Source organism: Pseudomonas sp. 01L34, assembly GCF_056400265.1.
Genome location: NZ_JBFTSX010000001.1, coordinates 371,288 through 394,947 on the forward strand (window position 1 = coordinate 371,288; position 23,660 = coordinate 394,947).

The following is a 23,660-nucleotide window of genomic DNA, read 5'->3' on the forward strand; positions in this document are numbered from 1 at the left end:
GGGGCGTTACCAGGTGCCAGAGATCGAGCCCGGCAGGCTGAGCTTGCCGCTATCGACAAAACGCATGGTGCCGAACGCCCCTCCGGCCAGTTTGCCGTGCAGTACGTAAGGCAGATTGTCCAGTGTCTGCGTCTGACTCAGTCGGAGGGTCTGACGCAGCATCGAGAAGGCCGAAACGCTCACCGGCACCACGATCACTGCTTCGGAGAACCGCGGGATCGAGCCCGACTGATCGCTGACGCCGGAAGCTAGCGGCTGGCCATTAACCTCCAGGTCCAGCGCCACGCCGTTATAGGCGATCGCGGTTTCATTGGGGTTTTGCACGCGCAGTTTTACTGCGAAGCGCACTTCCAGCTCCTGGCTTTGCAGCGGCTCGATACCGACCACATTGATGTGCAGCGGGTCGCGACTGGGGAACAGGGCGCAGGCGCTCAGAGACAGCAATAGAAGGGATAGGGACAGGGCCAGCAATCTGCGCATGAACATATTCTCGTAAAGAAAAAGGCCGAACCGCTCAAAGCTCGGCCTTCGAGCATTACGGACGGTTCAACTGTGCGACAGCCACAGGTGACGCGGGTTCACCCTTGGCCGCAACATCCGGGTTCTGCATCACCTGAAGCACCGAGGCTTCGGGGTCGAACTCGTCTTCTTCCAGCTCGATGAACTCTTCGGGCAGGAAGATATTCAGCACGATAGCGCACAACGCACCGACAGTGATCGGCGATTCGAAGATGTTGTGCAGCGCCTTCGGCAGCTCGCGCAGGACTTCAGGCACCGCCGCGACGCCCAGGCCCATGCCGAGGGAAATCGCCACGATCAGCATGTTGCGCCGATGCAGGCCGGCCTCGGCGAGGATCTTGATCCCGGCCACGGCCACAGTGCCGAACATTACCAGTTCGGCGCCACCGAGCACTGGTTTTGGCATCAGTTGCAGCACCGCGCCGATCATCGGGAACAAGCCCAGCAGCACCAACAGGCCGGCAATGAAAAACGCCACATAACGGCTGGCCACGCCAGTGAGTTGGATCACCGATTTTGGGGCCGCTTCGCCGCTCAGCGGGAGCAAGCTCCCTCGCCACGGAGTGGGAAATTTTCAAAATCGGCTATAGCTCCTGCCACTTTCTGACAGCAGCCTCTGCTAAGCTCCGGCGACTTCCAGCAAGGAGCCTGCCGACCGTGTCCCGAACCACTCGTTTACTGACCTTGTTACAAGTGCTACGCGGCAAAAGTCGTCCGGTGACTGCCGCGACATTGGCCAGCGAGCTGGAGATTTCCGAACGCACGCTGTACCGCGATATCGCTGAACTCACCGCACTCGGCGCGCCGATTTTTGGCGAGGCGGGGATCGGCTATGTGTTGCGCAGCGGTCTGTTTCTGCCGCCCTTGATGCTCAATGCCGATGAGACCGAAGCCATCGTGCTCGGTTTGCGCTACGTGGATCAGCGGGGCGATGAGGTGTTGAGCAAAGCGGCAGCCGATGCCCTGGCGAAAATCGCCGCGGTGCTCGACCCGACGGCCCAGGACGCCTTGCGCAACCCGACGGTGTTGCCGGGGCCGCCGGGTTATGGCTATCCGCAAAACGCCGTGCCGTTGAATGTGTTTCGCCAGGCCATCCGCGATCAGGCCAAGTTGCATATCGATTACGCAGACGCCAACCAGGTGCCCAGCCAACGTTTGATCTGGCCACTGGCCCTGGGGTTTCTCAATGAGGTGCGGATCATCGTCGCCTGGTGTGAGTTGCGCAGTGCCTATCGCACGTTCCGCACCGACCGGATCTCGGCCGCCAGTGAACAGGGTGAGCGCTATCCGGGGCGGCGCAGCGACCTGTTGCGCACCTGGCGCAAGCAGATGCAACTGGACGAAGCAGGGCGTTTCACTCCTGACAAGAACTGACACTGGCTTGTTTTAGCATGGCTCCAGAAACAACTCACAAGGAGCCGTAAACATGTCCAATCCAGCCTCTTCACTGGCCCCCGCCATTGCCGCCTACATTGCTGCCGCCAATGCACGCGACACCTCGAGGGTCGCCAGTTTTTTCGCTGAGGATGCCAACGTGTTCGATGAGGGGCAGCATCAGGTCGGCACGCAAGCCATTGCCCAATGGATGCAAGACACTGCGCAACGTTATCAGCCGCGGGTCGAGGTGCTTGACGTTCAACAGCGCACCGGCAAAGTGCTGGTGCACAACCTGATCTCCGGCACCTTTCCCGGCAGCCCGCTGGAACTGCGCTATATGTTCCGCCTCAATGAACAGGGCAAGATCGCCCGGCTGGACATCTCGCTGTAACCACCGGCCTATGTAGCAGCTGCCTCGCGGTGCTCGACAGCTGCTACGGCCCGGGCTTGGCGAGCCGCTATAGAGACGTATACTGCCGCGCATGAATGTCGACTCTCCCTTAAGCGCCTGGCAACACGCCATCGAACAGAAGGGCTTCGTCCAGGACGAAGCCCAGGAACATGCCGTGTGGGCGCTGCAAAAATGCCACGAAGCCTTGCAGGAAGGCCGCGCGCCCATCACCGGCGTGTACCTCTGGGGCCCGGTCGGGCGGGGCAAGACCTGGTTGATGGATCAGTTCTATCAAAACCTGCGCGTCCCGGCCCGGCGGCAGCACTTTCACCACTTTATGGGTTGGGGGCATCAGCGCTCCTTCCAGTTGACCGGTACCGCCGACCCGCTGAAGGCCCTGGCCCGCGAGCTGAGCCAGGAAGTGCGGGTGCTGTGTTTCGATGAACTGTTCGTCAACGACATCGGTGACGCGATCATTCTCGGGCGTTTGTTTCAGGTGATGTTCGAGCAAGGCGTGGTGGTGGTCTGCACCTCCAACCAACCGCCGGATCAGCTGTACGCCGATGGTTTCAACCGCGACCGCTTTGTGCCGGCGATTAGCGCGATCAAGCAACACATGCAGGTGATTGCGGTGGACGGTGGAGAAGATCATCGTCTGCACCCCGGCGCCGGCCTGCAGCGTTACTGGGTGAACGTTCCGGGTCAGCCCGGTGCCCTTGGCGACGTGTTCAAGGCCCTGACCGTCGGCCAGACGCTGTCCAGCGATCCGGTGCAGATCGGCTACCGTTCGGTCAATGTCATGCAGGCCAGTCGAACCGTGCTCTGGTGCCGTTACGCCGAGGTCTGCGAGCAGCCTTTTGCCGCCATGGACTTCATGGCCCTGTGCGACACCTTCAGCGCTATTCTGTTGAGTGACGTGCCCAATCTCAGCGCGCAAAAACGCGAAGGGCGCATCGCCCGCGGCACTGAAGACGGTGTCGAGCGGGTGGTGGCGGGGGATCGCGAGTTGCCGCAATTGTCGGTGCATGACGACGGTGTGCGGCGGTTCATTGCCCTGGTGGACGAATGCTACGACCGCAAGGTGCCGCTGTACCTCGAAGCGCAGGTACCGATGGAAGCGTTGTACACCGAGGGCTATCTGGAATTCCCGTTTCGCCGCACCCTCAGCCGTTTGCAGGAGATGCAGCTAAAACGTTTTGCCGAGGCTTGATGTCCGGGAGAAGGTGCAACGGGGCGAGAGGATCCAGTTGTCGGCACCCCGGCGCTCGCGATAAGGTCGCAGGACCTTTCAGTGCGCAAGAAGCGAACTGGGGCAACTTCATGTGTGATCGAGGGTGGAAATGGAATCCGCAGAAATTCTTGTGCTTCAGGCCAGTTACAGCAACCCGACACATGCCGAGGCGATTTGTCTTGTATTGAACCATTACGCCGAAGACCCGATGGGTGGCGGTAAGTCGTTGCCCACCCATGTGTTGCAACAACTGCCGGGGGAGCTGGCCAAGCGGCCCCATGCCTTCAGTGTATTGGCGTTTGTCGGTGGCGAGCCGGCAGGGCTGGTCAATTGCTTCGAAGGCTTTTCGACCTTTGCCTGTCGGCCATTGGTCAACGTGCACGATGTGGTCGTGGTGTCGAAGTTTCGCGGGTTGGGACTGAGCCAGAAGATGTTGCACAAAGTCGAGGACATCGCACGTCAGCGCGGCTGCTGCAAGATCACCCTGGAAGTGCTGGAAGGCAATCCAGTGGCCCAGGCGTCTTATGGCAAATTCGGTTTTTCACCCGGCATGTTCGACCCGACGCACGGCCGGATGCTGTTCTGGACCAAAGCGCTTTAGTCCTCCGAGCCATAAAAAAGGGCGTCGATCAGGACGCCCTTAAGTCATTTGTCGGCCCCTCAAAACTACTGCTGAACGACCGCCGGGGTGACAGGCGCGACCTTGGGTTTTATCAGGCTGAAGTCGATCAACGGCCGCAGCTCACGCTCGTAAGGGTTGCCGATCATCAATGGCCGAAGCTTGAAGCTGTCGCTGACCAGGCTTTTGCTGCGGTCCAGTTCATCGAAACTCAGGCCGGCCAGATCCGCCCAGGTGTGAATCAGCTGGGAGCTGCTGTACGGCCGACCCAGATCAGCGGCAAAACTCCAGTCATGGGTTTCGCGCCATTTCGGCGAGGCCCAGGCCATGAATGGAATGGTGTACATCGGTGCGGTCGGCTTGTTCTCGTTACGGCCCAGGGTGTTGTGGCCAGCGGAGTCGAACACGTCTTCGCCGTGGTCGGAGAGGTACAGCAGGAAGCCGTTCGGATCAGTCTTGGCGTAGTCCTTGATCAGGCTCGAGACCACGAAGTCGTTGTACAGCACCGCGTTGTCATAGCTGTTGTACGTCGGCACCTGATCGTCACGCACGCCGTCCGGCACGCCTTTGCGGTCGGTGAACTTGTTGAACGTCGGCGGGTAACGGTACTGGTAGCTCATGTGCGTGCCGAGCAAATGCACGACGATCAGCTTGCGTGGCGCCGCATCGGCCAGCGCCTTGTTGAACGGCTCGATCACATCGCCATCGTACTGGGCGGCGTTCTGGTTGCGGTTGTTGTTCAGGTACGCCTGCTCGTCGGCCTGTTCAGAGAAGGTCGTGAGCATGGTGTTGCGCTTGGTCATGGTCTGCTGGTTGGTGATCCAGAAGGTTTTGTAACCCGCCTGTTTCATCATGCTGACCAATGACGGCGTCGTCAGGTAGAGGTCCGGGTTTTCTTCGTCGGCGAACGTCAGCACCTGCTGCAGCGCTTCGATGGTGTAGGGGCGTGGGGTAATGACGTTATTGAAAACCGCCAGTTGGTCCTTGAGCTTATCCAGTTCCGGGGTGGTTTCCCGCGGGTAGCCGTACAGGCTCATGCGCTGACGGTTGGTGGACTCGCCGATCACCAGCACCAGGGTCGCCGGCTGATTGGCCATCGAGTCGGTGAAGTTCTTCAGCGGCGGGATCTTGCTGGCGCTGTCGAGCATGCCTTGCATGCTGCCCAGGGTACCGAGGTAACGGTGATAGGCCACGGCCATCTGCCATGGCACCGCGGGCTCGATGCGGGTTTCGAATTTCTCGAAGCCTTCCGCCAGGCTGCCGGTGTGCGCGGTCTGCTTGATCAGCGGGTAACCGATCACGGCCAGCACAATCGCCGTCGCTGCAATCAGCGCCTGGACGCGTGGCAGGTACACCGGACGCACGCGGGTCCAAAGGAAGTACGCGAATGCAGTGTGGGCGAGGAACGCCAGCACCATCCACCAGGCAAAATACTGCGTCAGGTATTCGCCGGCTTCAGACACGTTCGATTCGAACATGATGAAGATGACGCTCTGGGAAAATTCCTGCTGATAGATGAAGAAATAACCCAGGCTGGCCATCGAACAGGCCCACAGCACCACACCGATCAGCGCGGACATCACACGGGTTTGTCTGGGGAACAACAGCATCGGCGCGAGCCAAATGGCGCTCATCACAAAAGCCTGGCGGAACCCGCTAAAACCGGAGGTGCCCGTCAGTTGAATCAGTAGTTGGGTGATACCGGAGAAATACCAGAAGAACAGAAATAACCAGAGTAATCCTGCCCAATCAAAACCATTCGCAGACGTTTTGCTGCGTTTAAGCAAAGCCATTCAACACTCCAGCCTGATGATCGGCCGTCGGCACTCTCCTTGTCGCAGACGAACGGATGCCGCTCGCAAAGCAAGCAGCCACAAAGGGCCGGAGTATCGCCAAGCAAGTGTGAAAACTTTGTGAGTTGTCGCAGCGGACAGGATTGCAGCGAGTCAGAAACAGCGCTGGGCCGCTTCCGACTCAAGCGAGGAGATCAGGCGTGAGGAGCACGTTGGGTGACGGGCAAGGGCTGAGCCTGATTGCCTTGGGTCAGCAGGCGCAATTGCGCAACTTCCCGCTTCAACTGATCGCGCTCCTCTTTCAACTGGCGCAGTTCATCGCGACGGATAGTGACGTAAAGGGTTTGTGCTGGCAGTGCGGTGTGTACGGTGCCCATTGCTCACCTCGCAAATGGCGGTATCAACTGTAAGTCGACTCCCGAAATCGGGTGCTCACTTACTATCGGCGCCAATTTTGATTTCTTTTGCCCCTGAAGGGAACTTTTTTATTTTTCATGGTCGTTGTGTCTTCGGCACGATTCCCGACGTTATCAGTCTGGATCGGGCACAATGCCCGGAAACTTCATCCCGCCGCTCTGGACTAACCTTCACTAGTCGCATTGGGCTATAACCTTAGACACACTTTATTTGTAGTAGGGAGCATCAGTACATGCAACTCGGGATTATTGGACTGGGCCGCATGGGCGGTAATATTGCGCGGCGCCTGATGCTCAACGGGCACACCACCGTTGTTTACGACCGCAATACCGCTTTTGTCGATACCCTGGCCGAAGAGGGCGCCACCGGCGTCGCCGACTTGCCAGCCCTGGTCGCTGGCCTGGCCAAGCCGCGCGCGGTGTGGGTCATGCTGCCCGCCGGCGCACCGACCGAAGACACCATCGACACACTGAGCACCTTGCTTGAAGCGGGCGATACCATCATTGATGGCGGCAACACCTTCTATAAGGACGATATCCGTCGGGCCAAAACCCTGTCGGAAAAAGGTCTGCATTACATCGACGTCGGCACCTCCGGCGGCGTCTGGGGCCTGGAACGTGGCTACTGCATGATGATCGGCGGCGATGCCGAGACGGTTAAGCGTCTTGACCCGTTGTTCGAGTCCCTGGCCCCGGGTATGGGCGACATTCCGCGCACCAAGGATCGCAAGTCCGATGACGATCGCGCCGAGCGCGGTTACATCCACGCAGGCCCCGCCGGCGCCGGCCACTTCGTCAAGATGATCCATAACGGCATCGAATACGGAATGATGCAGGCCTTCGCCGAAGGCTTCGACATCCTCAAGACCAAAGCCAGCACCAACCTGCCGGAAGATCAGCGTTTCGACCTGAACGTGGCCGACATCGCCGAAGTCTGGCGTCGTGGCAGCGTGGTCTCGTCCTGGCTGCTTGACCTGACCGCCGATGCGCTGGCGTCCGATCCGAAACTCGACGGCTACTCGGGTGAAGTGGCGGACAGCGGTGAAGGGCGCTGGACCATCGAAGCCGCCATGGAACAAGCGGTGCCGGTACCGGTGCTGTCGAACTCGCTGTTCTCTCGCTACCGTTCGCGCGGGCAAGGCAACTTTGGCGACAAGATTCTCTCGGCCCAGCGCTTCGGCTTCGGCGGCCATGTGGAGACTGCGAAAAAATGACCCACGTGATTCGCAGGAAATCCAAGGCAGAACCCGCACCGCCCACCACGCTGTTTCTGTTCGGTGCCCATGGTGATCTGGTCAAGCGCCTGCTGATGCCGGCGCTGTACAACCTGAGTCGCGATGGTTTGCTGGGGAATGGACTGCGGATCGTCGGCGTTGATCACAACGCCATCAGTGACGAAGCCTTTGCCAAAAAACTCGAAGATTTCATTCGGGCGGAAGTGGCAGCCAAGGTCGGCAAGGGCGATCACGCCCTTGATCCGGCGTTGTGGGCCAAATTGGCCAAACACATCAGCTACGTCCAGGGCGATTTCCTGGATGAGCGCACTTATGACGCGCTGGCGGCGAAAATCGACGCCAGCGGCACTGGCAACGCCGTTTTCTACCTGGCCACCGCTCCGCGCTTTTTCAGTGAAGTGGTGCGACGTCTCGGGGCTGCCGGATTGTTGCAAGAAGCCCCTGAAGCGTTCAGAAGGGTGGTGATCGAAAAGCCTTTCGGCTCGGATCTGTATACCGCCGAAGCCTTGAACGCGTGCTTGCTCAAAGTGATGACGGAAAAGCAGATCTACCGGATCGATCACTATCTGGGCAAGGAAACCGTGCAGAACATTCTGGTCAGCCGGTTCTCCAACAGCCTGTTCGAAGCCTTCTGGAACAACCATTACATCGACCACGTACAAATCACCGCCGCTGAAACCGTCGGCGTTGAAACCCGTGGCAGTTTTTATGAGGTCACCGGCGCCCTGCGGGACATGGTGCCTAATCACCTGTTCCAATTATTGGCGATGGTCGCCATGGAACCGCCGGCGGCGTTTGGCGCCGATGCGGTACGTGGCGAGAAGGCCAAAGTCATCGGCGCGATTCGCCCCTGGTCGATCGAGGAAGCGCGAGCCAACTCAGTGCGCGGCCAATACACCGCCGGCGAGATCGATGGCAATCGGTTGCCCGGTTATCGTCAGGAAACCAACGTCGCGCCCGACAGCACCACTGAAACCTATGTCGCGCTCAAAGTGATGATCGACAACTGGCGCTGGGTCGGTGTGCCGTTCTACCTGCGTACCGGCAAGCGCATGAGCGTGCGCGACACCGAGATCGTCATTTGCTTCAAGCCGGCGCCGTATGCGCAGTTCCGTGACACCGAGGTCGAAGAATTGCAGCCGACCTACCTGCGGATCCAGATCCAGCCCAACGAAGGCATGTGGTTCGACCTGCTGGCCAAACGGCCGGGACCGGCGTTGAACATGGCCAATATCGAGCTGGGCTTTGCCTACAAGGATTTCTTTGAAATGCAGCCGTCCACCGGCTACGAAACCTTGATCTACGATTGCCTCACCGGCGATCAGACGCTGTTCCAGCGTGCCGACAACATCGAGAACGGCTGGCGCGTCGTGCAGCCGTTCCTCGACGCCTGGCAGCAGGATGCAACCGTGGAGAGCTATGCAGCCGGCGAAGACGGACCCAAGACCGCTGACGAACTGCTGACCCGCGACGGTCGCGTCTGGCACAGCCTCGGATGAGGGACCTCACGCAACAACCCATCCGTTTTCTGCTCAGTGACATGGACGGTACGTTGTTGCTGCCCGATCACAGCCTCAGCCAGCGCACCATCGATGCCGTCCGCGCCTTGCGTGACGCCGGCGTGCTGTTCAGCCTGGCCACCGGGCGTCCACCCAAAGCCATGTTGCAGCAGATCGAAGCCCTGGGCGTTGATCTGCCGACGGCGGCGTTCAATGGCGGCACGATCGTCAACCCGGACGGCAGTTTGCTGGTGGCGCATTATCTGCCGGCAACGGCGGCGCTGACGGCGCTGGCGCTATTTGCCGATCAGCCGGACATTGAAGTCTGGGTGTTCAGTGGTGGCGACTGGCTGTTGAAGGACCCGTATGGCCCGATGGTCCCGCGAGAACAACATGGCCTGGGTTATCCGCCGGTGGTGGTCGAGAGTTTCGAGCCTTACCTGGCTCGCATCGACAAGATCGTCGCCGCCAGCAACAACAGCGAACTGTTGATCGAGCTGGAAGCGCGGTTGCTGGCCAAGGTCGAAGGCCAGGCGCAGGTGTCGCGTTCGCAGCCGGTCTATCTGGACGTGACCGCGATGCAGGCCAACAAGGGCGCGGCACTGGCGACACTGGCCGGGTTTCTCGGGGTGTCGCTGGAGCAGACCGCCGCCATGGGCGACGGCGGCAATGACCCGGCGATGTTTCATCGTGCCGGGCTGTCGATTGCGATGGGGCAGGCGGAAGAGGCGGTGAAGCGTCAGGCCGACGTGGTGACCGGGGCCAATACCGAAGACGGCGCGGCCGAGGCGATCGAGCGATACATCCTCCCTCGATAAGCACACAAAACCAATGTGGGAGCGAGCAGGCCCGCTCCCACATTTTTGTTCTGGGTTACAGCCAGTAACTTACCGCGTACCAGCCAAGAACTCCCATCACCATGGTGTATGGCAGCGCCATCCACACCATCCGCCCGTACGACAGACGAATCAGCGGGGCAATCGCCGAGGTCAGCAGGAACAGGAACGCCGCCTGACCATTGGGCGTCGCCACGCTCGGCAGGTTGGTCCCGGTATTGATCGCAATCGCCAGGGTTTCAAAGTGCTCGCGGCTCATGTGGCCGGAGATGAATGCCTGTTTTACTTCGGTGATGTAAATGGTCGCGACGAACACGTTGTCGCTGATGGCCGACAGCAAGCCGTTGGCAATAAACAGCATGCCCGGCTGTTGATCCGCCGGCAGCGTTAGTACCCACTGGATCAGCGGCGCGAACAGCTGCTGATCGTGAATCACCGCCACCACGGCGAAAAATACCACCAGCAGCGAGGTGAACGGCATGGCGTCCTTGAAGGCGGTGCCGAGGCGGTGTTCGTCAGTGATACCGGTAAACGCGGTGATCAGCACGATCACCATCAAGCCGATCAGGCCGACTTCGGCGATGTGAAACGCCAGCCCGGCAATCAGAATCAGTGCCGCCGCCCCTTGAACCAGCAGCGCAGCGCGCTGACGCGAAGTACGCTCGGCGTTGTCTTCGGCGGCGTAGTTGGCCAGCACCGCACGCACGTTGTCCGGCAGCAGCGTGCCATAACCGAACCAGCGCAGTTTCTCCAGCAGTACGCAGGTCACCAGGCCCGCTGTCAGCACCGGCAACGACACCGGGGCGATCTTCAGAAAGAACTCGGCAAAGTGCCAGCCCATCTCATGGCCGATCAGCAGGTTTTGCGGCTCGCCAACCAGCGTGCAAACACCACCCAACGCTGTGCCGACCGCGCCGTGCATCAGCAGGCTGCGCAGGAAGGCGCGGAATTGTTCGAGGTCGGCATGGTGCAATGTCGGCAGCTGCCGGTCATCGCTGAACTCACTGTCTTGCCGCGGATCGTTGCCCGAGGCGACGCGGTGGTACACCGAATAAAACCCCACGGCCGCGCTGATGATGACCGCGGTCACGGTTAATGCATCGAGAAACGCCGAGAGAAACGCTGACAGGAAACAGAACATCAACGCCAGCAGTGCCTTGGAGCGAACTCCCAGCAGCAGGCGCGAGAACAGAAACAGCAGCAGGTCTTTCATGAAATAGATGCCCGCCACCATGAACATCAGCAACAGGATCACCGGGAAGTTGTGCACCAGTTCGTCATAGAGCGCCTGGGGCGTGGTCATTTTCAGCAGCAGAGCTTCGATCAGCAGCAACCCGCCGGGCATCAGCGGGTAACACTTGAGCGCCATGGCCAGGGTGAAGATGAACTCCAGCACCAACAACCAGCCGGCCGCCACCGGACCGATCGTCCACAACACCAGGGCGTTGAGAATCAGGAATCCGATAATGCTGGCTTTGTACCAGCGGGGTGAATGCCCAAGAAAATTGTGTGCGAAGGCCTGGGCCATTGAGCCGGACATCGGCTACTCCTTGTATTAAGAAGCGCGCAACTTGCCGTAAGCGGAAGGGAAGATCAAGTGCAGGAAACTAGGGTTGATAGCGGGCGACGACGGCGCGGTAGTTGCCATCCAGTGAATAGCCGCCGACGACGATGCAACCATCGGCCTGCACGGCCAATGCAGTGGCGGTGTCGGGGCCTCGACTCAGGCGTGTGCGGACCCAGCCCATGCCATTGGCGAAGCTGCGATCCAGCGCCCCATTGGGTAAGTACCGGGCGAGAATGAAATCGCCTTCGAGCCCGCCGCCCGTCGCTCCGACCGTCAGCACACAGTCGTCCGGTTGTATCTGGGCGGCGGTCCACTGGCAGCCGCTGTGGCTGATTTCCAACAGTTGTGGCTGGCCGCTATTGCAATGCATGTCAGGTCGGCCGTTGCTGTGAACGTTCAGGGCGAGGCAGTGCATCGGGTCGCGACTGCTGCCAAAACAATGCAAATCACCATTTTCGTGCTGGACGATCTGGCAGACCTGGGCACTCTGACCCCAGGCCTTGAAGGTCATGAAGCCATCCACGGCGAAGCCGTCATCCAACTGGCCATCGGTGTGATAACGCGCCAGCAAACCTTCCTCGGGGAAATTGATCGATCCGCCCACCAGGATTCGGCCGTCATGTTGCACCATCAGACTGTTCAGCCAGGTGTTCATCAATAAGTGCCGGACCATGACAAAGCCACGACCATTGAAGGTGCTGTCCAGCGAGCCGTCGGCATTGAGTCGAATCAGCATGCCGACGTGATCGGTCAATTCAAAGTGATGATTGGCCAGCAGCAGGATTCGACCATCGTCCTGCACGCAGATATCACAGGCCTCGGTACCCGGTACGCCGGGTGGTAACCAGGCGTCGCGAGCGCCTTCGGAAAGCTTCCCCGGCAGGCGCACCACGCAGCGGCCGTGCTCACCAAAACCCTGTATCGGGTAGCCTCGTTGATCAAACATCGCCAGGGCGGGCAGCGTACGATGAGCATTTTCGTAGTGCAGGCCGGCCACCAGAATGTTCCCGTCGGCCAGCACCCGCACCGTGCCCGCCATGGCCTCGTAGCCGTGGGCGAATTGCCCGATGATGCTGCCTTGTTTGCCGAAGGCCAGATCCGCCGAACCGTCCTCACGCAGGCGGGCCAGGCCAAAGCGGCAGCCACCTGGCGTGCCGACCTTGGCTGCCACCAGAATTCGGCCGGTGTGGTCAATCGCCACACCATTGATCCTGCTGGAAGTACTGCCGGCGAAATACACTTGAGTCTTGCCGCTGCCAGCGAAATGGCTATCGAGTTGCCCGGCGTCTTTCACCGCTGCCGGTATGGCAAAAGCAGTCTGGAGTGGCATGCACGCATCTCCTTGCCAGTCGTCCTTGTCCGGGTGCCCGGAGGTTGACTGCATGAGGAGAACATTCAATCCCTGAATGCGATGATGCGCAACTGCCATTACGCTCGGGAGGAGCGGCGTTTTGTGCCAGAACAGTGTCTTCTCGAACCACTGACAAGCCTGCCAAGTAATCTGGCGGCTAGAAGTTGGAAAACGAAAATGGCGTTATGCAGCTGACCGTAGAAACCGTCAACTAAGGAGAAGAAGGGACGCGGATTACCGGGCGGTAATCCGCGAAAAAGATTAATGCGGCATGGACCACGATTGCAGTGTGTAACCTTCCTCGCTCAGCTCGGCGCGGGCTTGTTCCAGCAAGTGTGCAAGTTGCTGTGGATCGGAATAGGCACTGCTGGGGATTTGTTTGCTGCTGATGCGAGTGTTAGTGCGATCAATGATGGCCAGGCTGAGCTCACCATTACCGTCTTGTGGGGCCCAGGCCACGCATTGAAAGGGTTGGAATGCGCGGTCGGCAATCAAAAGAGCTTCGTTGATACGGAGCGGGGCGTTCATGGGGTCTTCTCTCTGTGTGCCCAATCAAGTGATGTGCCGTCGGTTGGGCTTACCGTTCGGCTGGTTACTTGTACTGATGTCCGCAACCGGGGGTTGGGTCACACACAATCAAAAGAAATTTCAACTTTCTTTGATTCGCCGGCGATTCAGGCAGTTGCTGAAAGCTGAATGAAAGGTTCAATTCGTTAGGCAACTCATTAAGTGATTTTTTATAACTAATAAGCCGACGTCCCTATAAGCAATCGATACAAGCCCGCGTCAATATTTTGCTAGTGTTACACCGAAGCCCGCCAAATGACTGTTTTTAATAATATTTCCTAAAATTTGGCGCCAAGGAACAGTCATGATCGAAGCGCCTGCTTTACGACGTCTTTTAGTAGTGGATCCTTGCGACGACTGCCACCGTTTGCTGCCGGGTTTACGCGCTGTGGGTTGGGATGTCGACAGCTGTACCCTGGAAAACGCCGAGGAACGAACCTGCGACGTCGGCCTGTTGCGCTTGCAGCCGTTTCATCTGGAACGTCCGGAAGCCGTCAAGGAACTGATCACCCGTAGCGGTACCGAGTGGATCGCCGTGCTCGATCAGGATGTCCTGCGAATGCAGAATGTCGGGGATTTCGTCTGCGAATGGTTTTTTGACTTCCATACCTTGCCGTTCGATGTTTCAAGGGTTCAGGTCACTCTGGGCCGAGCGTTCGGCATGGCGCGCCTGCGTGGGCAGGGCACGGTTCATATCGATCAGCCTGAACACGAACTGCTCGGCGACAGCAAACCGATTCGCGAGCTGCGCAAACTACTGAGCAAGCTGGCGCCCACCGAATCGCCGGTGCTGATACGCGGCGAAAGCGGCACCGGTAAAGAATTGGTCGCCCGTACTCTGCATCAACAATCCCAGCGCCACAGCAAGCCATTCGTGGCGATCAACTGTGGCGCGATTCCCGAACACTTGATCCAGTCCGAATTGTTCGGTCATGAGAAGGGGGCCTTTACCGGCGCCCATCAGCGCAAGGTCGGGCGGATAGAAGCCGCCAACGGCGGCACCCTGTTTCTCGATGAAATAGGCGATCTGCCCCTGGAGCTGCAAGCCAATTTGCTGCGCTTCCTGCAGGAAAAACACATCGAGCGGGTTGGCGGCCATCAGCCTGTTCCGGTGGATGTGCGGGTATTGGCGGCGACGCACGTCGACCTTGAAGAGGCCATCGAGAACAAACGCTTTCGCGAAGATTTGTACTACCGTTTGAACGTCCTGCAAGTAGTCACCGTGCCGCTGCGTGAGCGCCATGGTGATCTATTGATGCTGGCCAACCACTTTTCCCATTTCTACAGCAGTGAAACCGGCCGTCGTCCGCGCAGCTTCAGCGAGGATGCGTTGGTCGCCATGGGCAAGCACGACTGGCCGGGCAATGTCCGCGAGCTGGCCAATCGGGTACGTCGTGGGTTGGTACTTGCCGAAGGGCGGCAGATCGAGGCGCGAGATCTGGGGCTGCTCAGTCAACACGCCTTCGCCACGCCGATGGGCACCCTTGAAGACTACAAGACCCGCGCCGAGCGCCAGGCGCTGTGCGATGTATTGAACCGGCACAGCGACAACCTGAGTGTTGCCGCCCGAGTCCTGGGCGTGTCACGGCCGACTTTTTACCGATTGCTGCACAAGCACCAGATCCGCTAGGGCGGTGCAACAAAAAAGGCCCGCTACGACAACTATCGTAGTGGGCCTTTTCTATTGCGGGGTGCGGTTTAGAAGTAGTACGGGAATTTCAGGCTGAAGGAAAAGTCCGGCGCATCGTCGGTCATACCGATGGACAAGTTGGGAACGATCGTCAGGTTGTCGGAGGCCGCGATGGTCATGCCGACGTTGAAGTAACCGGCGTTGGCGTCGCTGGACACCACCGACTCCCAATCCCCGCCATCCTGCTTGAGCTTGCTTTTGTGTTGCACCAGGTCAGACACCGAGAACGACATACTCATTTTTTCGTTCAGCGCGAACGCGATGCCCGCGCCAATCTGGAAGCTGTCGCCAATCCGCACCTTGCCCGGGACTTTCTGATTGACGGTGGCACTGATGTCGTCGAAGGAGCCTTCGAAGTTGTGGGTGTAGGACAGGCTACCGAACAGAACCGCTGGATCGTAGGTCTTGACCAGCGAGATACCGGGGCTGATCGACCAGACGCCGTTGCCGGTTGGCAGGGTGTCAGGCACGAACAGGTTGGTATTGGCGTCGCTCTGGCGCAGTTTGATGCCGAACGGGTCCTTGCCGGTCGGCGCCTTGACGCGCAAGGTGACTACTGCATCCGGGGTGTTGACCGATTCGTCCAAGAATTTGTAGGCAATACCGAAGTTGACATCGCCCAGTGTCGGATCGCGGGTGACGCTTTCTTCGCTGGTCACTCCCGCCGCACCGTTGTTGGCGCCGCCGGACTGATACGTCGATTCGCGGTACACCACTGGTACGTTCAGGTCGAACTGCCAGCGATTGTCGAAGTTGTAGCGCCCGGTGAGGTCCAGCGTCCAGGTGTCGGCCTTGATCCGGTCCAGGTTGATGTTGCCCAGAAAGATCGAGTCCAGTGCGAGGAAGCCGTTGAGGATCAGCTGGCGGGTGTCGTAACGTGAATAGGTCAGCCCGGTTTCGAGGCTGAACTTGCCGCCGCCGAAGAATCCGCTGGCCTCGTCATACAGGTTGGAAACACTCTGTGCCGGTTGAGAGTCATCGGCCAGCGATTGTCCATAGGAACTGCCGCTGCCCGCGGCGCCGCCTGAAGCTGCGGCCGCTCCCGTCCTGGTGGCCACTTGCGGGTTGCCTTTCATGTCGGCTGGCGACTTGGCCAGGCGTTTAGGCGGCGGCGCCGCCGGTTGCTCCTCCACTTGGCGGACTCGTTGTTCGAGTACTGCCAGGGCTTTTTGTTGTACTTCGTATCGTTGTTTGAGCTCCATGAGCTCCTGTTTCAAAGCCGCCACGTCCGCATCGGGCGCTGCTTGCAGCAGCGCCGACGGGAACAAAGTGCTCAGACAAACGACCGCGCGCAGTGGTACTGACCGATACATGATTAGCCATCCCCCATGAAGCCCAATGATCGAACATCAGCGTAGTTCAATATCCCAGGTTGCGTAGTGCGTTGAGTTGACTCAGATTGCAGTTGACTGCTCCGGCATTTCGGCCATTGTTATTTAGCACCACGTTAAGATGCGTCAGGTTATTGACCCTGTTGTTGTTGCCCAGAAGCCGGGTGTTCTGCACCAGACCACCCTGAGCCACCTGTTGCATGGCCGTGCCTTGGTTGTTGCTGGCCTGGATAGCCATTTGCACGCCACCCCCGGTGGCTGACACCGCGACGCTACCGGCGGCATTGTTGTCGGTAATGGTTTGCCCGCTCGTCAGCACCTGCCCTTGGACGGGATTCGGCGCCGGCGCCTGGTTGGCCTCCTGGACGTTGAGGGCGACATTGTTGTAGGCGGTATTGCCGTCACCGGCGGCGCGCACAGTTTGAGTGACACCCTGGGCGGTGGTCAGTCCTGCGCCACCGATCACATTCCCGGTGCCTAACGGCGGCGTACTGCCGTTACCGGTTTCTTTAATGGTCGATACGTAAAACTGGGGTTTTACGGTAGAGGCCTGGATCTGCATCAACGTCGTTGCGCCAATCAGGTCCCCACTGGCATTGCGCCAGGTACTGCTCATGACAATGCCGAAGCTGATGATCCGCCCTGGCATGACATAACGACCGCGTAGCTCGGCGAGCTCATGGTCCTTGAGTTCGATGGGTTTGAATCCTGCATTGGCATAGCCCGATGCGCTTGCTGCAAGGCAAGCGGCGGCCAGCCAGTATGAGGTTTTCATCTGCTGCTCCCAGGGCATCCGGCCCTCTCTATCATCAGTGGGCGATTAGAAGAAGTCGCTCTGAATGAAGCCAAAGTCCATCAACTCGGCATCTTTGACCGGGTTGAAAGTGTCCAGCTTGTTCTTGGCCGTCAGCGGTTCCGGAGGGCTGCGCAATGCATTGGTTTTGTCATAACCGGGACCCACGATAGCGAAGACAATGCCGTTCCAGCCTTTGACAAAGTCATCATGGGAATAGCGTTTGTGCCCAAGCACCGGGTCGCCGATATAGACCCAGTTCTTGTCCGCCCGCTGCATCACCACGAAATGCTTGTAGCCGCGAATTTCCATCAGCACCACCACCGGAATGGTCACCGCTTCGAGTTTCTCGGGCGGTATCCGGTAGCCACGCGCGCGCATGCCGATTGCTTCGATGTAGCGCTTCATGTCCAGCATGGAGAAACCTTGAGTACGGACAAGGTTCTGATCAGCATTGATCAGCATGCCTTTGATGATGTGTTCCTCATCGACATCGAGCCAGTAAGCCTGGCGTAGCACCGTGGCCAGTGCGGCAGCGCCGCAGCTGAAGTCGGTTTTTTGTTCGACGATGTCGCTGAACTTGCGCTCACGCACGCTTTGCACCTGCTTGTAAACCAGCATGCCGCCCGGTAAGGCGGCCACCGGCATCTGCGCCGCCTGAGTCAGGCCGCACAGGCACAGCAGGGCGAAACAGGCTGTCGTACGCATGATCGATACGCCTTTGGTGAACCGTGGAAAGAAAGCCCCGTTGCCGGGGCTTTCATTTCGATCGCGATTACATGCAGGCTCTGCAGCCGGCAGCAATGGACAGAGAGTTGCTTTGTTGGTTGCCCACACCCGCCGACACGTTGGCACCGCCGTTGCCGGAGAAGCCGTTCATCGAGCCGGTCATGCTGGCGTTGTTCACTACAGGGTTTTTCCAGCCGTCTGGAGTCAGCACTTGATGGGTGGTGACGCTAGACAGATCGAAGGTGCCCACGGCGGTGAACTTGAACTTGTCGTCGTCGTGGCGACGTCTGCTATCCCAGCCACCGTCCTCTTCAATCGTACCGCTACCTTTGGCCTTGAAGCTGCCTGAAGAGGTGGTGGTATCGGTGAGGGTGGTGGTGATGTGCGTCCGGTCAGCTTTGTTTTTTACATCCAGACCGGTGGTGGATTGATAAGCGTCAGCCGAGGCTGTCGCTACGCGTCCGCCGGACACGGCAATCGCCAGGTTGTTTTTCTGTTGGTTGAAGTTGCCGGCAGTCACGTTTATGCCAATGTTGCCGGAGCCGTTGTTGCCAGCGTTGTCGAGCGTGGCGTTATTTTGGGTAGAGCGGTTTTTGACGTAGTTGTCGGTATTGTACTGATTCGCGTAGGACGTTGCAGTGGCAGAACCGAAGATGAAACTTTCATCGGCGGTCGCCAGCGCGGCGGCGTTGTCTTGTTGGTTGCCGTCACCGCCAGCCACGTTGGCGCCCATGTTGCCATTGGAACCGTTGAGTGAGTTGTCGGCATTGGCAGTGTTTTTGGTGCCCTGGTTAAGTACCGAGTTGCCGCTGCTGTCCTGTGTGTCCCCTACATAGGCGTTGGCGGCGGAGTCGATTGACAGCTGTTGTTCCCAGGTGGGGCCTTTGGGGCCGTGATGATGGTGGTGACCACGATCGTTGTCGCTGGCCTGTGCAGCCATCGCCATGACGGATGCCAAGGCGAAGACCAGAGGCTTGAGAGCCATTGTGGGTTTCATGGTGATTCTCCGTGCTTATTAGTTGGTTAAGTGTTGGTTACTTTCTAATCGCACTGCGTTCGGGTCAGTCAGCGACCCGTATGCTCAGGGTGTTAGCCATTCGGTTCCCCACCCCGGCACTCTGGTTCACCTGAATCACTCCTCGGCTGCCGGTGAAGGCCTGGTCGCTTGTCACGACCTGGCGACTGCCTTTTGAAGCGTCAGTTGCCCCTGAGCTTGGTAACAACGCCACGTTCTGTTGAGAAAGGGCGCTATCGTCGACGCTTTGCGGAGCAGCACTGATGCTGATACGCATTGCGTTGGCCATCTGGTTGTTGGCCCCGGCGCCCTGGTTGACACCCAGTGCACCGTTGCCTTGACTGAAAGAGTTGCCGCCGATGGTGGCCGTCGCGTTCATCGACGGGTTGGCGGGCGTGTCGAGTTTCTGGATGACGCGGGTGGTCGCCGAGGCATCAGTGGTGCCGATGGCGATGGCGCGGGTATTGGCCTGTTGCTGTTGATCGCCGGAGGCCTGGTTGACGTTGAAGTTGCCGTTGTACCGGGCGCCGGAATCCAGGATGTTGGCGGTGTTGACCACCGGAACGCTGGAGTCGGCCATGGCGCCTGGGCTCACACTGGCACCGATGACCAGGGCGAGAAGGATCAGGGAGCGGCTCATGTCATTGACCTCCCGCCAGTCTGCCCAACGGCGCGAGGCCGGAGCTCATGGCATGGTTGATCGTTCCCGAAATCGCGCCACCGCTACCGCCGCCGTGACCGACGCTCATGCCGGGCATGCCGTTGGGGTTGGTGACGACATTGAGGCTGCCGGGTACGCTCCCGTTCTGATTGATGTTGTTGCTGATGGACGAACCGCTGGCCACGCTGGCGAACTCACCATCGCTCAGTTCGGTGCTGTTGAGTGTCGAGGTGACACGATCCGAAGGGTTGGCGTTGACAGTGATCGGGTAGGGGTCTTTCTGGAATGGCGGTCTGCCGATGGTGTGGGGCTGTACATCGCGAGTGAGCACGATCACGCCATTGCCTTCAGCCTGAACATCAAAACTGAGTACCGAGACGGCGGCACATCCGAGCAGCATCAAGCGCGTAAAGCCTTTACGAAAAGTCCCCACGACTGCGATTCCTTCTGTTGTGCGCTGGCCCTAATCAGCGTTGTGAAGGAGAGAGCGAAAGTCGTGCCGCTTTTTGATTGTTGTTTTGATTCAAGGGGTTATCGATCAAGCAAGGTGTATCGATGGTTGAGCTGTTTCAGGCCTGAGACAAAATCTGGAGCTGCAACGGGAAAAAAGCGGGATAGAGCTCTGGATCCGTGGTTTGCGCTGTGATGTATCAGCGCTTTAACACATGGCATGACAGGATGATGAACGACGCTTAGACGGGCGGTTAGGGAGCAGAGGTGTGTTTCAGAAGCGGACGTATTTGCAAAATTACCGCAACAAATGCCGGGTGCCGGGGTGTTGGCGACTGTAGCAGCTGTCGAGCTTGCGAGGCTGCTGCTGCAGCGGGATACAGGTCAGCGCTCAAGCAGCAGAGTGACGGCCTGCAACGCTTGGGCTCGGCGTTCTGCCCAGTCACCCTGGATCACTTGAACAGGTTGGCGATGCCGTTCCAGCCACGCCTGAGTCGCGTTGAAAAAAGCCCGGCGTTGATCCAGCTGCGGCTGACAGCGCTGGCCATCGTCGGTCCAGTCGACGAGTTCAGGCGACAACAGCAAGTGCAAGTCGTAATGCCGGGCCAGCAGCGCTTGTTCGAGCCAGGCCGGGCAATCGCTAAACAGGGTCTGGCTCCAAAGCATGTTGCTCAGCAAGTGCGTGTCGAGAATCAGCAACGGTGGCGCAAGGGCGCGGGCATCATCTTCCCACTGCAACTGGCCGCGGGCGATCTCGGGGATATCCGCGAGGCAGGTGTCCCGTGCCTCCTGTTCAATGAACCAACGCACGTATTCACCCACCAGAACGCCGCCGAATTGCTGTTGCAGCTCGGTGGCGAGCCAGCTCTTGCCGCTCGATTCGGGGCCCGTGAGCACCAGGACTTTCATGTGCGCAACGCCGGGTCGGCGCGCCACGTCCGCCAGCCTTGCACCGCCAGCAGGGCGAAAACCCCATAGAGGGCGGCGGTCAGGTACAGCTCTTTGTAGATGAACAGGCCGACGAAGATGACGTCCAGCGCGATCCACAGCGGCCAGCATTGCAGGCGTTTTTGCGCCATCCATAACTGGGCTACCAGGCTGAAACCGGTCAAGGCGGCGTCGAGCCAGGGTTGGGCGGCGTCGGTCCAGTGAGCCATCGCAGCCCCCAGCAGCAGGCTGCCGACCGCGCCCACGGCCAGACCGAGCGCGACGGATTTGCCATCGAGCGCGCTGACGTGCCGCCCGTCATGCGTCACGCCCGCGCGAGTCCACTGCCTCCAGCCGTAAAGCTGCAACGCGGCGTAGATCACTTGCAGCAACATGTCCGAATACAGCTTCACCTCGAAAAAGATCCAGCTATACAGCAGCACCATGACCAGACCGACCGGCCAGCACCAGGGGTTCTGTTTGACCGTCAGCCAGACGGCAATCACACCGAGGGCGGCGGCAAACAGTTCAAGCCCGGACATGGAGGATCCTTGGGGAAGACGAAAGGGGGGAGGATTGTAGCGGCAGGCGCTGCCAAGTAGAACCGGCTTGCGCAGTCCGGTGTAGCAGCTGCCGAGCCTGCGAGGCTGCGTTCGGTGTGGGCCGCATTCGGACGAAGCCGTCGTAAATTCTGCGCACACGGTCTATCTGGAACCGGCGTCGTCTGATTTCACGACTGCTGCGCAGCCGAACGCAGGCTGCGCCAGCTGCTACATGTGATCAGACGCGAAACTGCTTGAGCAACCCGTTCAACTGTTCGCTCAATTCCTTGAGATGAACACTGGCCACGCTCGACTGCTCGGCCGCCAATGCCGTGCTGTGGGACAACCCGGCGGCCTGGGTGACGTTCTGATTGATGTCTTCCACCACATGCGCTTGCTGCAAGGTTGCACTGGCAATCGAGGCATTCAAGCCGTTGAGGTTGCGCAAGGCCTGGCCGATGGCATTCAGGCTGGCACCGGCCAGGCCGGCCTGCTCGATGGTCAGTTGCGAGGCGCGGCTGCTGTCGCCAATCACCTTGACCGCCGCTTCGGAATGGCTTTGCAGGCGTTCGATCATCGACTGGATTTCTGCCGTCGACTTCTGGGTACGCTGGGCGAGCAGGCGCACTTCATCGGCGACCACCGCAAACCCTCGACCTTGCTCACCGGCCCGGGCGGCTTCGATGGCAGCGTTGAGGGCCAGCAGGTTGGTTTGCTCGGCGATAGAGCGAATCACTTCCAGGACACTGCCGATTTGCGTGCTTTCGTCGGCCAGCGTACGAATCACTTCCACCGCTTGATCGATGGTCGAAGACAGCTTGTCGATCTGCTGCAGGCTGCCATCGATATTGATCTGTCCCTGCTGCGCCTGAGATTCGGCATCGCGCATTTCACTGGCCGCGTGCTCGGCGTTTTTCGCCACATCCTGCACGCCGTAGGTCACTTCGTTGATCGCGGTCGCCACCAGTTCCATTTGCTGGGACTGCTGCTGGCTGCGTTGCTGGGCTTGCGCGGCGTCGTTGCCCAGTTCGCTGGAAGACTGGCCCAGTGCGCCGGCGGACACTTGCAACTGATTGATCACCAGGCGCAGCTTGGCGGTAAAGGCGTTGAAGTGTCGGGCCAGTTGCGTGACTTCGTCCTGGCCGTGGGTATCGAGGCTGCGGGTCAGGTCGCTTTCACCGCTGGCGATATTGGCCATGGCATTCACGGTTTCCTGCAACGGGCGCACGATGCTGCGTGCAATCATGATCACCAGCAACGCCATGATCAGGGCAATCACCAGGCCGACGAAAGACGCCTTCCAGACCTGCGCATTAAACTCGGCCTGCATGTCGTCGATGTACACGCCCGAGCCGATCACCCAACCCCAGGGCTCGAACAGTTTGACGTAGGAGGTTTTTTCCACCGGTGCACTGGCGCCCGGTTTCGGCCAGCGGTAGTTGACCATGCCGGCGCCCTTGGCCTTGGCGATGGCGGCCATTTCGTTGAACAGTGCAAAACCGTCCGGGTCGCGGATCGTCGAGAGGTTCTGGCCTTCGAGTTTTGGATTGGTCGGGTGCATGACCATGACCGGCGTCAGGTCGTTGATCCAGAAATAGTCATTCTGGTCGTAGCGCAAACCACGCACGGCGGTCAGTGCCTGCTGTTGCGCGGCGGCGCGGGTGAGGGTGCCGGCGGTTTCCAGGTCGTGGTAGTAGGTCAGGATGCCACTGGCGGTCTGCACCACATGCTGGGTCTTCTGGGCCTTGGCCTGATAGAGGTCGTCGTGGATCTGCTTGAGCATCAACGCGCCCAACGTCAACAGCATCACCACGGCCACGATCAAGATAAGCCACAAGCGTCGGCTGATCGACACACTGCGCAAGCTGTTCATAACGCTGTTACTCCGTTTTCTTGTTCTTGTCATAAACGATCGCCAGCATCCAACCACACTGTGCCGATCGGCGCCTATACGACTCAGGTCCTATTACACGGCAGCGCAAATGAGGCTTGTCTGATAGGATTTCGGCCCCGCGCGGAAAAACCTGAGTCCAAGTCGATTTTTCACGGAATTTTTACGGTTTTGTGTGGATCTTGTGCGCGCGGGGTTTCAGCGCACGCTGATCGCGAATAACGCTCTAC

Annotated in this window: 23 protein-coding genes and 1 pseudogene; 8 read left to right on the forward strand and 16 right to left on the reverse strand. The window is 59.3% G+C overall.

Going from position 1 to position 23,660, the window contains the following annotated elements; all coding sequences use genetic code 11:
• Nucleotides 1–6: 6 nt before the first annotated feature.
• Together AC1DQM_RS01635 and AC1DQM_RS01640 are read right to left on the reverse strand one after the other, a co-directional pair.
• Entirely contained in the window at nt 7–480 is a 474-nt protein-coding gene (locus AC1DQM_RS01635) for an LEA/WHy family protein (RefSeq protein ID WP_477745744.1), read from the reverse strand.
• A 55-nt stretch (nt 481–535) separates the two neighbouring features.
• Nucleotides 536–1,036, reverse strand: a pseudogene (locus tag AC1DQM_RS01640) (solute carrier family 23 protein); the annotation flags it as partial.
• Between the two features lie 140 nt (nt 1,037–1,176).
• Here AC1DQM_RS01640 and AC1DQM_RS01645 point away from each other — a divergent pair.
• The 4 genes from AC1DQM_RS01645 to AC1DQM_RS01660 all read left to right on the forward strand — a co-directional run bounded on the left by AC1DQM_RS01645 (nt 1,177) and on the right by AC1DQM_RS01660 (nt 4,119).
• On the forward strand, nt 1,177–1,893 hold the full coding sequence (locus AC1DQM_RS01645) for a helix-turn-helix transcriptional regulator (RefSeq protein WP_019579228.1): 717 nt from the start codon (nt 1,177–1,179) through the stop codon (nt 1,891–1,893).
• A 52-nt stretch (nt 1,894–1,945) separates the two neighbouring features.
• The gene (locus tag AC1DQM_RS01650; protein ID WP_008010768.1) at nt 1,946–2,287 is read left to right on the forward strand and encodes a nuclear transport factor 2 family protein; all 342 of its coding nucleotides are present in this window, start codon (nt 1,946–1,948) and stop codon (nt 2,285–2,287) included.
• Nucleotides 2,288–2,378: 91 nt separating this feature from the next.
• Nucleotides 2,379–3,497: a cell division protein ZapE gene (gene zapE, locus AC1DQM_RS01655; RefSeq protein ID WP_477745745.1), complete on the forward strand. Its 1,119-nt coding sequence runs from the start codon at nt 2,379–2,381 to the stop codon at nt 3,495–3,497.
• Between the two features lie 130 nt (nt 3,498–3,627).
• The gene (locus AC1DQM_RS01660; RefSeq protein WP_477745746.1) at nt 3,628–4,119 is read left to right on the forward strand and encodes a GNAT family N-acetyltransferase; all 492 of its coding nucleotides are present in this window, start codon (nt 3,628–3,630) and stop codon (nt 4,117–4,119) included.
• A gap of 65 nt (nt 4,120–4,184) precedes the next feature.
• On the opposite strand, the gene AC1DQM_RS01665 is transcribed toward AC1DQM_RS01660, so the two are convergent.
• Nucleotides 4,185–5,930 carry a phosphoethanolamine transferase CptA gene (locus AC1DQM_RS01665; RefSeq protein WP_477745747.1) on the reverse strand — a complete coding sequence of 582 codons (1,746 nt, stop codon included), beginning with the start codon at nt 5,928–5,930 and terminating at the stop codon, nt 4,185–4,187.
• A gap of 194 nt (nt 5,931–6,124) precedes the next feature.
• A complete protein-coding gene (locus AC1DQM_RS01670; RefSeq protein ID WP_018926088.1) occupies nt 6,125–6,307 on the reverse strand; it encodes a DUF6026 family protein in 183 nt (60 codons plus the stop codon).
• A gap of 272 nt (nt 6,308–6,579) precedes the next feature.
• Between AC1DQM_RS01670 and gnd the strand changes: the two genes are divergently transcribed.
• The 3 genes from gnd to AC1DQM_RS01685 are packed head-to-tail and all read left to right on the forward strand — an operon-like array spanning nt 6,580 to nt 9,898.
• Nucleotides 6,580–7,560: a phosphogluconate dehydrogenase (NAD(+)-dependent, decarboxylating) gene (gene gnd, locus AC1DQM_RS01675; protein WP_018926087.1), complete on the forward strand. Its 981-nt coding sequence runs from the start codon at nt 6,580–6,582 to the stop codon at nt 7,558–7,560.
• On the forward strand, nt 7,557–9,080 hold the full coding sequence (gene zwf, locus AC1DQM_RS01680; RefSeq protein WP_018926086.1) for a glucose-6-phosphate dehydrogenase: 1,524 nt from the start codon (nt 7,557–7,559) through the stop codon (nt 9,078–9,080). The genes gnd and zwf overlap by 4 nt, the downstream gene beginning before the upstream one ends.
• A complete protein-coding gene (locus tag AC1DQM_RS01685; protein ID WP_477745748.1) occupies nt 9,077–9,898 on the forward strand; it encodes an HAD family hydrolase in 822 nt (273 codons plus the stop codon). The genes zwf and AC1DQM_RS01685 overlap by 4 nt, the downstream gene beginning before the upstream one ends.
• 55 nt (nt 9,899–9,953) lie before the next feature.
• Here AC1DQM_RS01685 and nhaB read toward each other — a convergent pair whose 3' ends face one another.
• The 3 genes from nhaB to AC1DQM_RS01700 all read right to left on the reverse strand — a co-directional run bounded on the left by nhaB (nt 9,954) and on the right by AC1DQM_RS01700 (nt 13,362).
• A complete protein-coding gene (gene nhaB, locus AC1DQM_RS01690; protein WP_477745749.1) occupies nt 9,954–11,456 on the reverse strand; it encodes a sodium/proton antiporter NhaB in 1,503 nt (500 codons plus the stop codon).
• Between the two features lie 67 nt (nt 11,457–11,523).
• The gene (locus tag AC1DQM_RS01695; RefSeq protein ID WP_477745750.1) at nt 11,524–12,813 is read right to left on the reverse strand and encodes a hypothetical protein; all 1,290 of its coding nucleotides are present in this window, start codon (nt 12,811–12,813) and stop codon (nt 11,524–11,526) included.
• 282 nt (nt 12,814–13,095) lie between these two features.
• Nucleotides 13,096–13,362 carry a hypothetical protein gene (locus tag AC1DQM_RS01700; RefSeq protein ID WP_018926082.1) on the reverse strand — a complete coding sequence of 89 codons (267 nt, stop codon included), beginning with the start codon at nt 13,360–13,362 and terminating at the stop codon, nt 13,096–13,098.
• Between the two features lie 343 nt (nt 13,363–13,705).
• Here AC1DQM_RS01700 and AC1DQM_RS01705 point away from each other — a divergent pair, with 343 nt between their 5' ends.
• Entirely contained in the window at nt 13,706–15,031 is a 1,326-nt protein-coding gene (locus AC1DQM_RS01705) for a sigma-54 dependent transcriptional regulator (protein WP_477745751.1), read from the forward strand.
• A 68-nt stretch (nt 15,032–15,099) separates the two neighbouring features.
• Here AC1DQM_RS01705 and AC1DQM_RS01710 read toward each other — a convergent pair whose 3' ends face one another.
• The 9 genes from AC1DQM_RS01710 to AC1DQM_RS01750 form a co-directional block, all read right to left on the reverse strand.
• Nucleotides 15,100–16,404, reverse strand: a complete 1,305-nt coding sequence (locus tag AC1DQM_RS01710; RefSeq protein ID WP_477745752.1) for a hypothetical protein — start codon at nt 16,402–16,404, stop codon at nt 15,100–15,102.
• A gap of 46 nt (nt 16,405–16,450) precedes the next feature.
• Entirely contained in the window at nt 16,451–17,197 is a 747-nt protein-coding gene (locus AC1DQM_RS01715; protein ID WP_477743227.1) for a hypothetical protein, read from the reverse strand.
• 45 nt (nt 17,198–17,242) lie between these two features.
• On the reverse strand, nt 17,243–17,923 hold the full coding sequence (locus AC1DQM_RS01720; RefSeq protein ID WP_138867630.1) for a C39 family peptidase: 681 nt from the start codon (nt 17,921–17,923) through the stop codon (nt 17,243–17,245).
• A gap of 67 nt (nt 17,924–17,990) precedes the next feature.
• Nucleotides 17,991–18,941 carry a heme utilization protein gene (locus AC1DQM_RS01725; protein WP_477745753.1) on the reverse strand — a complete coding sequence of 317 codons (951 nt, stop codon included), beginning with the start codon at nt 18,939–18,941 and terminating at the stop codon, nt 17,991–17,993.
• A gap of 64 nt (nt 18,942–19,005) precedes the next feature.
• Nucleotides 19,006–19,599: a hypothetical protein gene (locus AC1DQM_RS01730; protein WP_018926077.1), complete on the reverse strand. Its 594-nt coding sequence runs from the start codon at nt 19,597–19,599 to the stop codon at nt 19,006–19,008.
• Nucleotide 19,600: 1 nt separating this feature from the next.
• Nucleotides 19,601–20,053, reverse strand: a complete 453-nt coding sequence (locus AC1DQM_RS01735; protein ID WP_192350619.1) for a hypothetical protein — start codon at nt 20,051–20,053, stop codon at nt 19,601–19,603.
• A 401-nt stretch (nt 20,054–20,454) separates the two neighbouring features.
• Nucleotides 20,455–20,979: an AAA family ATPase gene (locus AC1DQM_RS01740; protein ID WP_477745754.1), complete on the reverse strand. Its 525-nt coding sequence runs from the start codon at nt 20,977–20,979 to the stop codon at nt 20,455–20,457.
• On the reverse strand, nt 20,976–21,539 hold the full coding sequence (gene pnuC / locus AC1DQM_RS01745) for a nicotinamide riboside transporter PnuC (protein WP_477745755.1): 564 nt from the start codon (nt 21,537–21,539) through the stop codon (nt 20,976–20,978). Before pnuC ends, AC1DQM_RS01740 begins: the two co-directional genes overlap by 4 nt.
• A 238-nt stretch (nt 21,540–21,777) precedes the next feature.
• The gene (locus AC1DQM_RS01750; RefSeq protein ID WP_477745756.1) at nt 21,778–23,412 is read right to left on the reverse strand and encodes a methyl-accepting chemotaxis protein; all 1,635 of its coding nucleotides are present in this window, start codon (nt 23,410–23,412) and stop codon (nt 21,778–21,780) included.
• Between the last annotated feature and the right edge of the window lie 248 nt (nt 23,413–23,660).

Excerpts from the sequence above, each read along its gene's own strand:
- AC1DQM_RS01695 (WP_477745750.1), bottom strand. The coding sequence starts at position 12,813 with ATGCCACTCCAGACTGCTTTTGCCATACCGGCAGCGGTGAAAGACGCC.
- AC1DQM_RS01730 (WP_018926077.1), bottom strand. The coding sequence starts at position 19,599 with ATGAGCCGCTCCCTGATCCTTCTCGCCCTGGTCATCGGTGCCAGTGTG.
- pnuC (WP_477745755.1), bottom strand. The coding sequence starts at position 21,539 with ATGTCCGGGCTTGAACTGTTTGCCGCCGCCCTCGGTGTGATTGCCGTC.
- zwf (WP_018926086.1), top strand. The coding sequence starts at position 7,557 with ATGACCCACGTGATTCGCAGGAAATCCAAGGCAGAACCCGCACCGCCC.
- AC1DQM_RS01720 (WP_138867630.1), bottom strand. The coding sequence starts at position 17,923 with ATGCGTACGACAGCCTGTTTCGCCCTGCTGTGCCTGTGCGGCCTGACT.
- zapE (WP_477745745.1), top strand. The coding sequence starts at position 2,379 with ATGAATGTCGACTCTCCCTTAAGCGCCTGGCAACACGCCATCGAACAG.
- AC1DQM_RS01660 (WP_477745746.1), top strand. The coding sequence starts at position 3,628 with ATGGAATCCGCAGAAATTCTTGTGCTTCAGGCCAGTTACAGCAACCCG.
- AC1DQM_RS01635 (WP_477745744.1), bottom strand. The coding sequence starts at position 480 with ATGCGCAGATTGCTGGCCCTGTCCCTATCCCTTCTATTGCTGTCTCTG.
- AC1DQM_RS01715 (WP_477743227.1), bottom strand. The coding sequence starts at position 17,197 with ATGAAAACCTCATACTGGCTGGCCGCCGCTTGCCTTGCAGCAAGCGCA.
- AC1DQM_RS01710 (WP_477745752.1), bottom strand. The coding sequence starts at position 16,404 with ATGTATCGGTCAGTACCACTGCGCGCGGTCGTTTGTCTGAGCACTTTG.
- AC1DQM_RS01700 (WP_018926082.1), bottom strand. The coding sequence starts at position 13,362 with ATGAACGCCCCGCTCCGTATCAACGAAGCTCTTTTGATTGCCGACCGC.
- AC1DQM_RS01725 (WP_477745753.1), bottom strand. The coding sequence starts at position 18,941 with ATGAAACCCACAATGGCTCTCAAGCCTCTGGTCTTCGCCTTGGCATCC.
- AC1DQM_RS01685 (WP_477745748.1), top strand. The coding sequence starts at position 9,077 with ATGAGGGACCTCACGCAACAACCCATCCGTTTTCTGCTCAGTGACATG.
- AC1DQM_RS01740 (WP_477745754.1), bottom strand. The coding sequence starts at position 20,979 with ATGAAAGTCCTGGTGCTCACGGGCCCCGAATCGAGCGGCAAGAGCTGG.
- AC1DQM_RS01750 (WP_477745756.1), bottom strand. The coding sequence starts at position 23,412 with ATGAACAGCTTGCGCAGTGTGTCGATCAGCCGACGCTTGTGGCTTATC.
- AC1DQM_RS01665 (WP_477745747.1), bottom strand. The coding sequence starts at position 5,930 with ATGGCTTTGCTTAAACGCAGCAAAACGTCTGCGAATGGTTTTGATTGG.
- AC1DQM_RS01670 (WP_018926088.1), bottom strand. The coding sequence starts at position 6,307 with ATGGGCACCGTACACACCGCACTGCCAGCACAAACCCTTTACGTCACT.
- AC1DQM_RS01650 (WP_008010768.1), top strand. The coding sequence starts at position 1,946 with ATGTCCAATCCAGCCTCTTCACTGGCCCCCGCCATTGCCGCCTACATT.
- AC1DQM_RS01705 (WP_477745751.1), top strand. The coding sequence starts at position 13,706 with ATGATCGAAGCGCCTGCTTTACGACGTCTTTTAGTAGTGGATCCTTGC.
- gnd (WP_018926087.1), top strand. The coding sequence starts at position 6,580 with ATGCAACTCGGGATTATTGGACTGGGCCGCATGGGCGGTAATATTGCG.
- nhaB (WP_477745749.1), bottom strand. The coding sequence starts at position 11,456 with ATGTCCGGCTCAATGGCCCAGGCCTTCGCACACAATTTTCTTGGGCAT.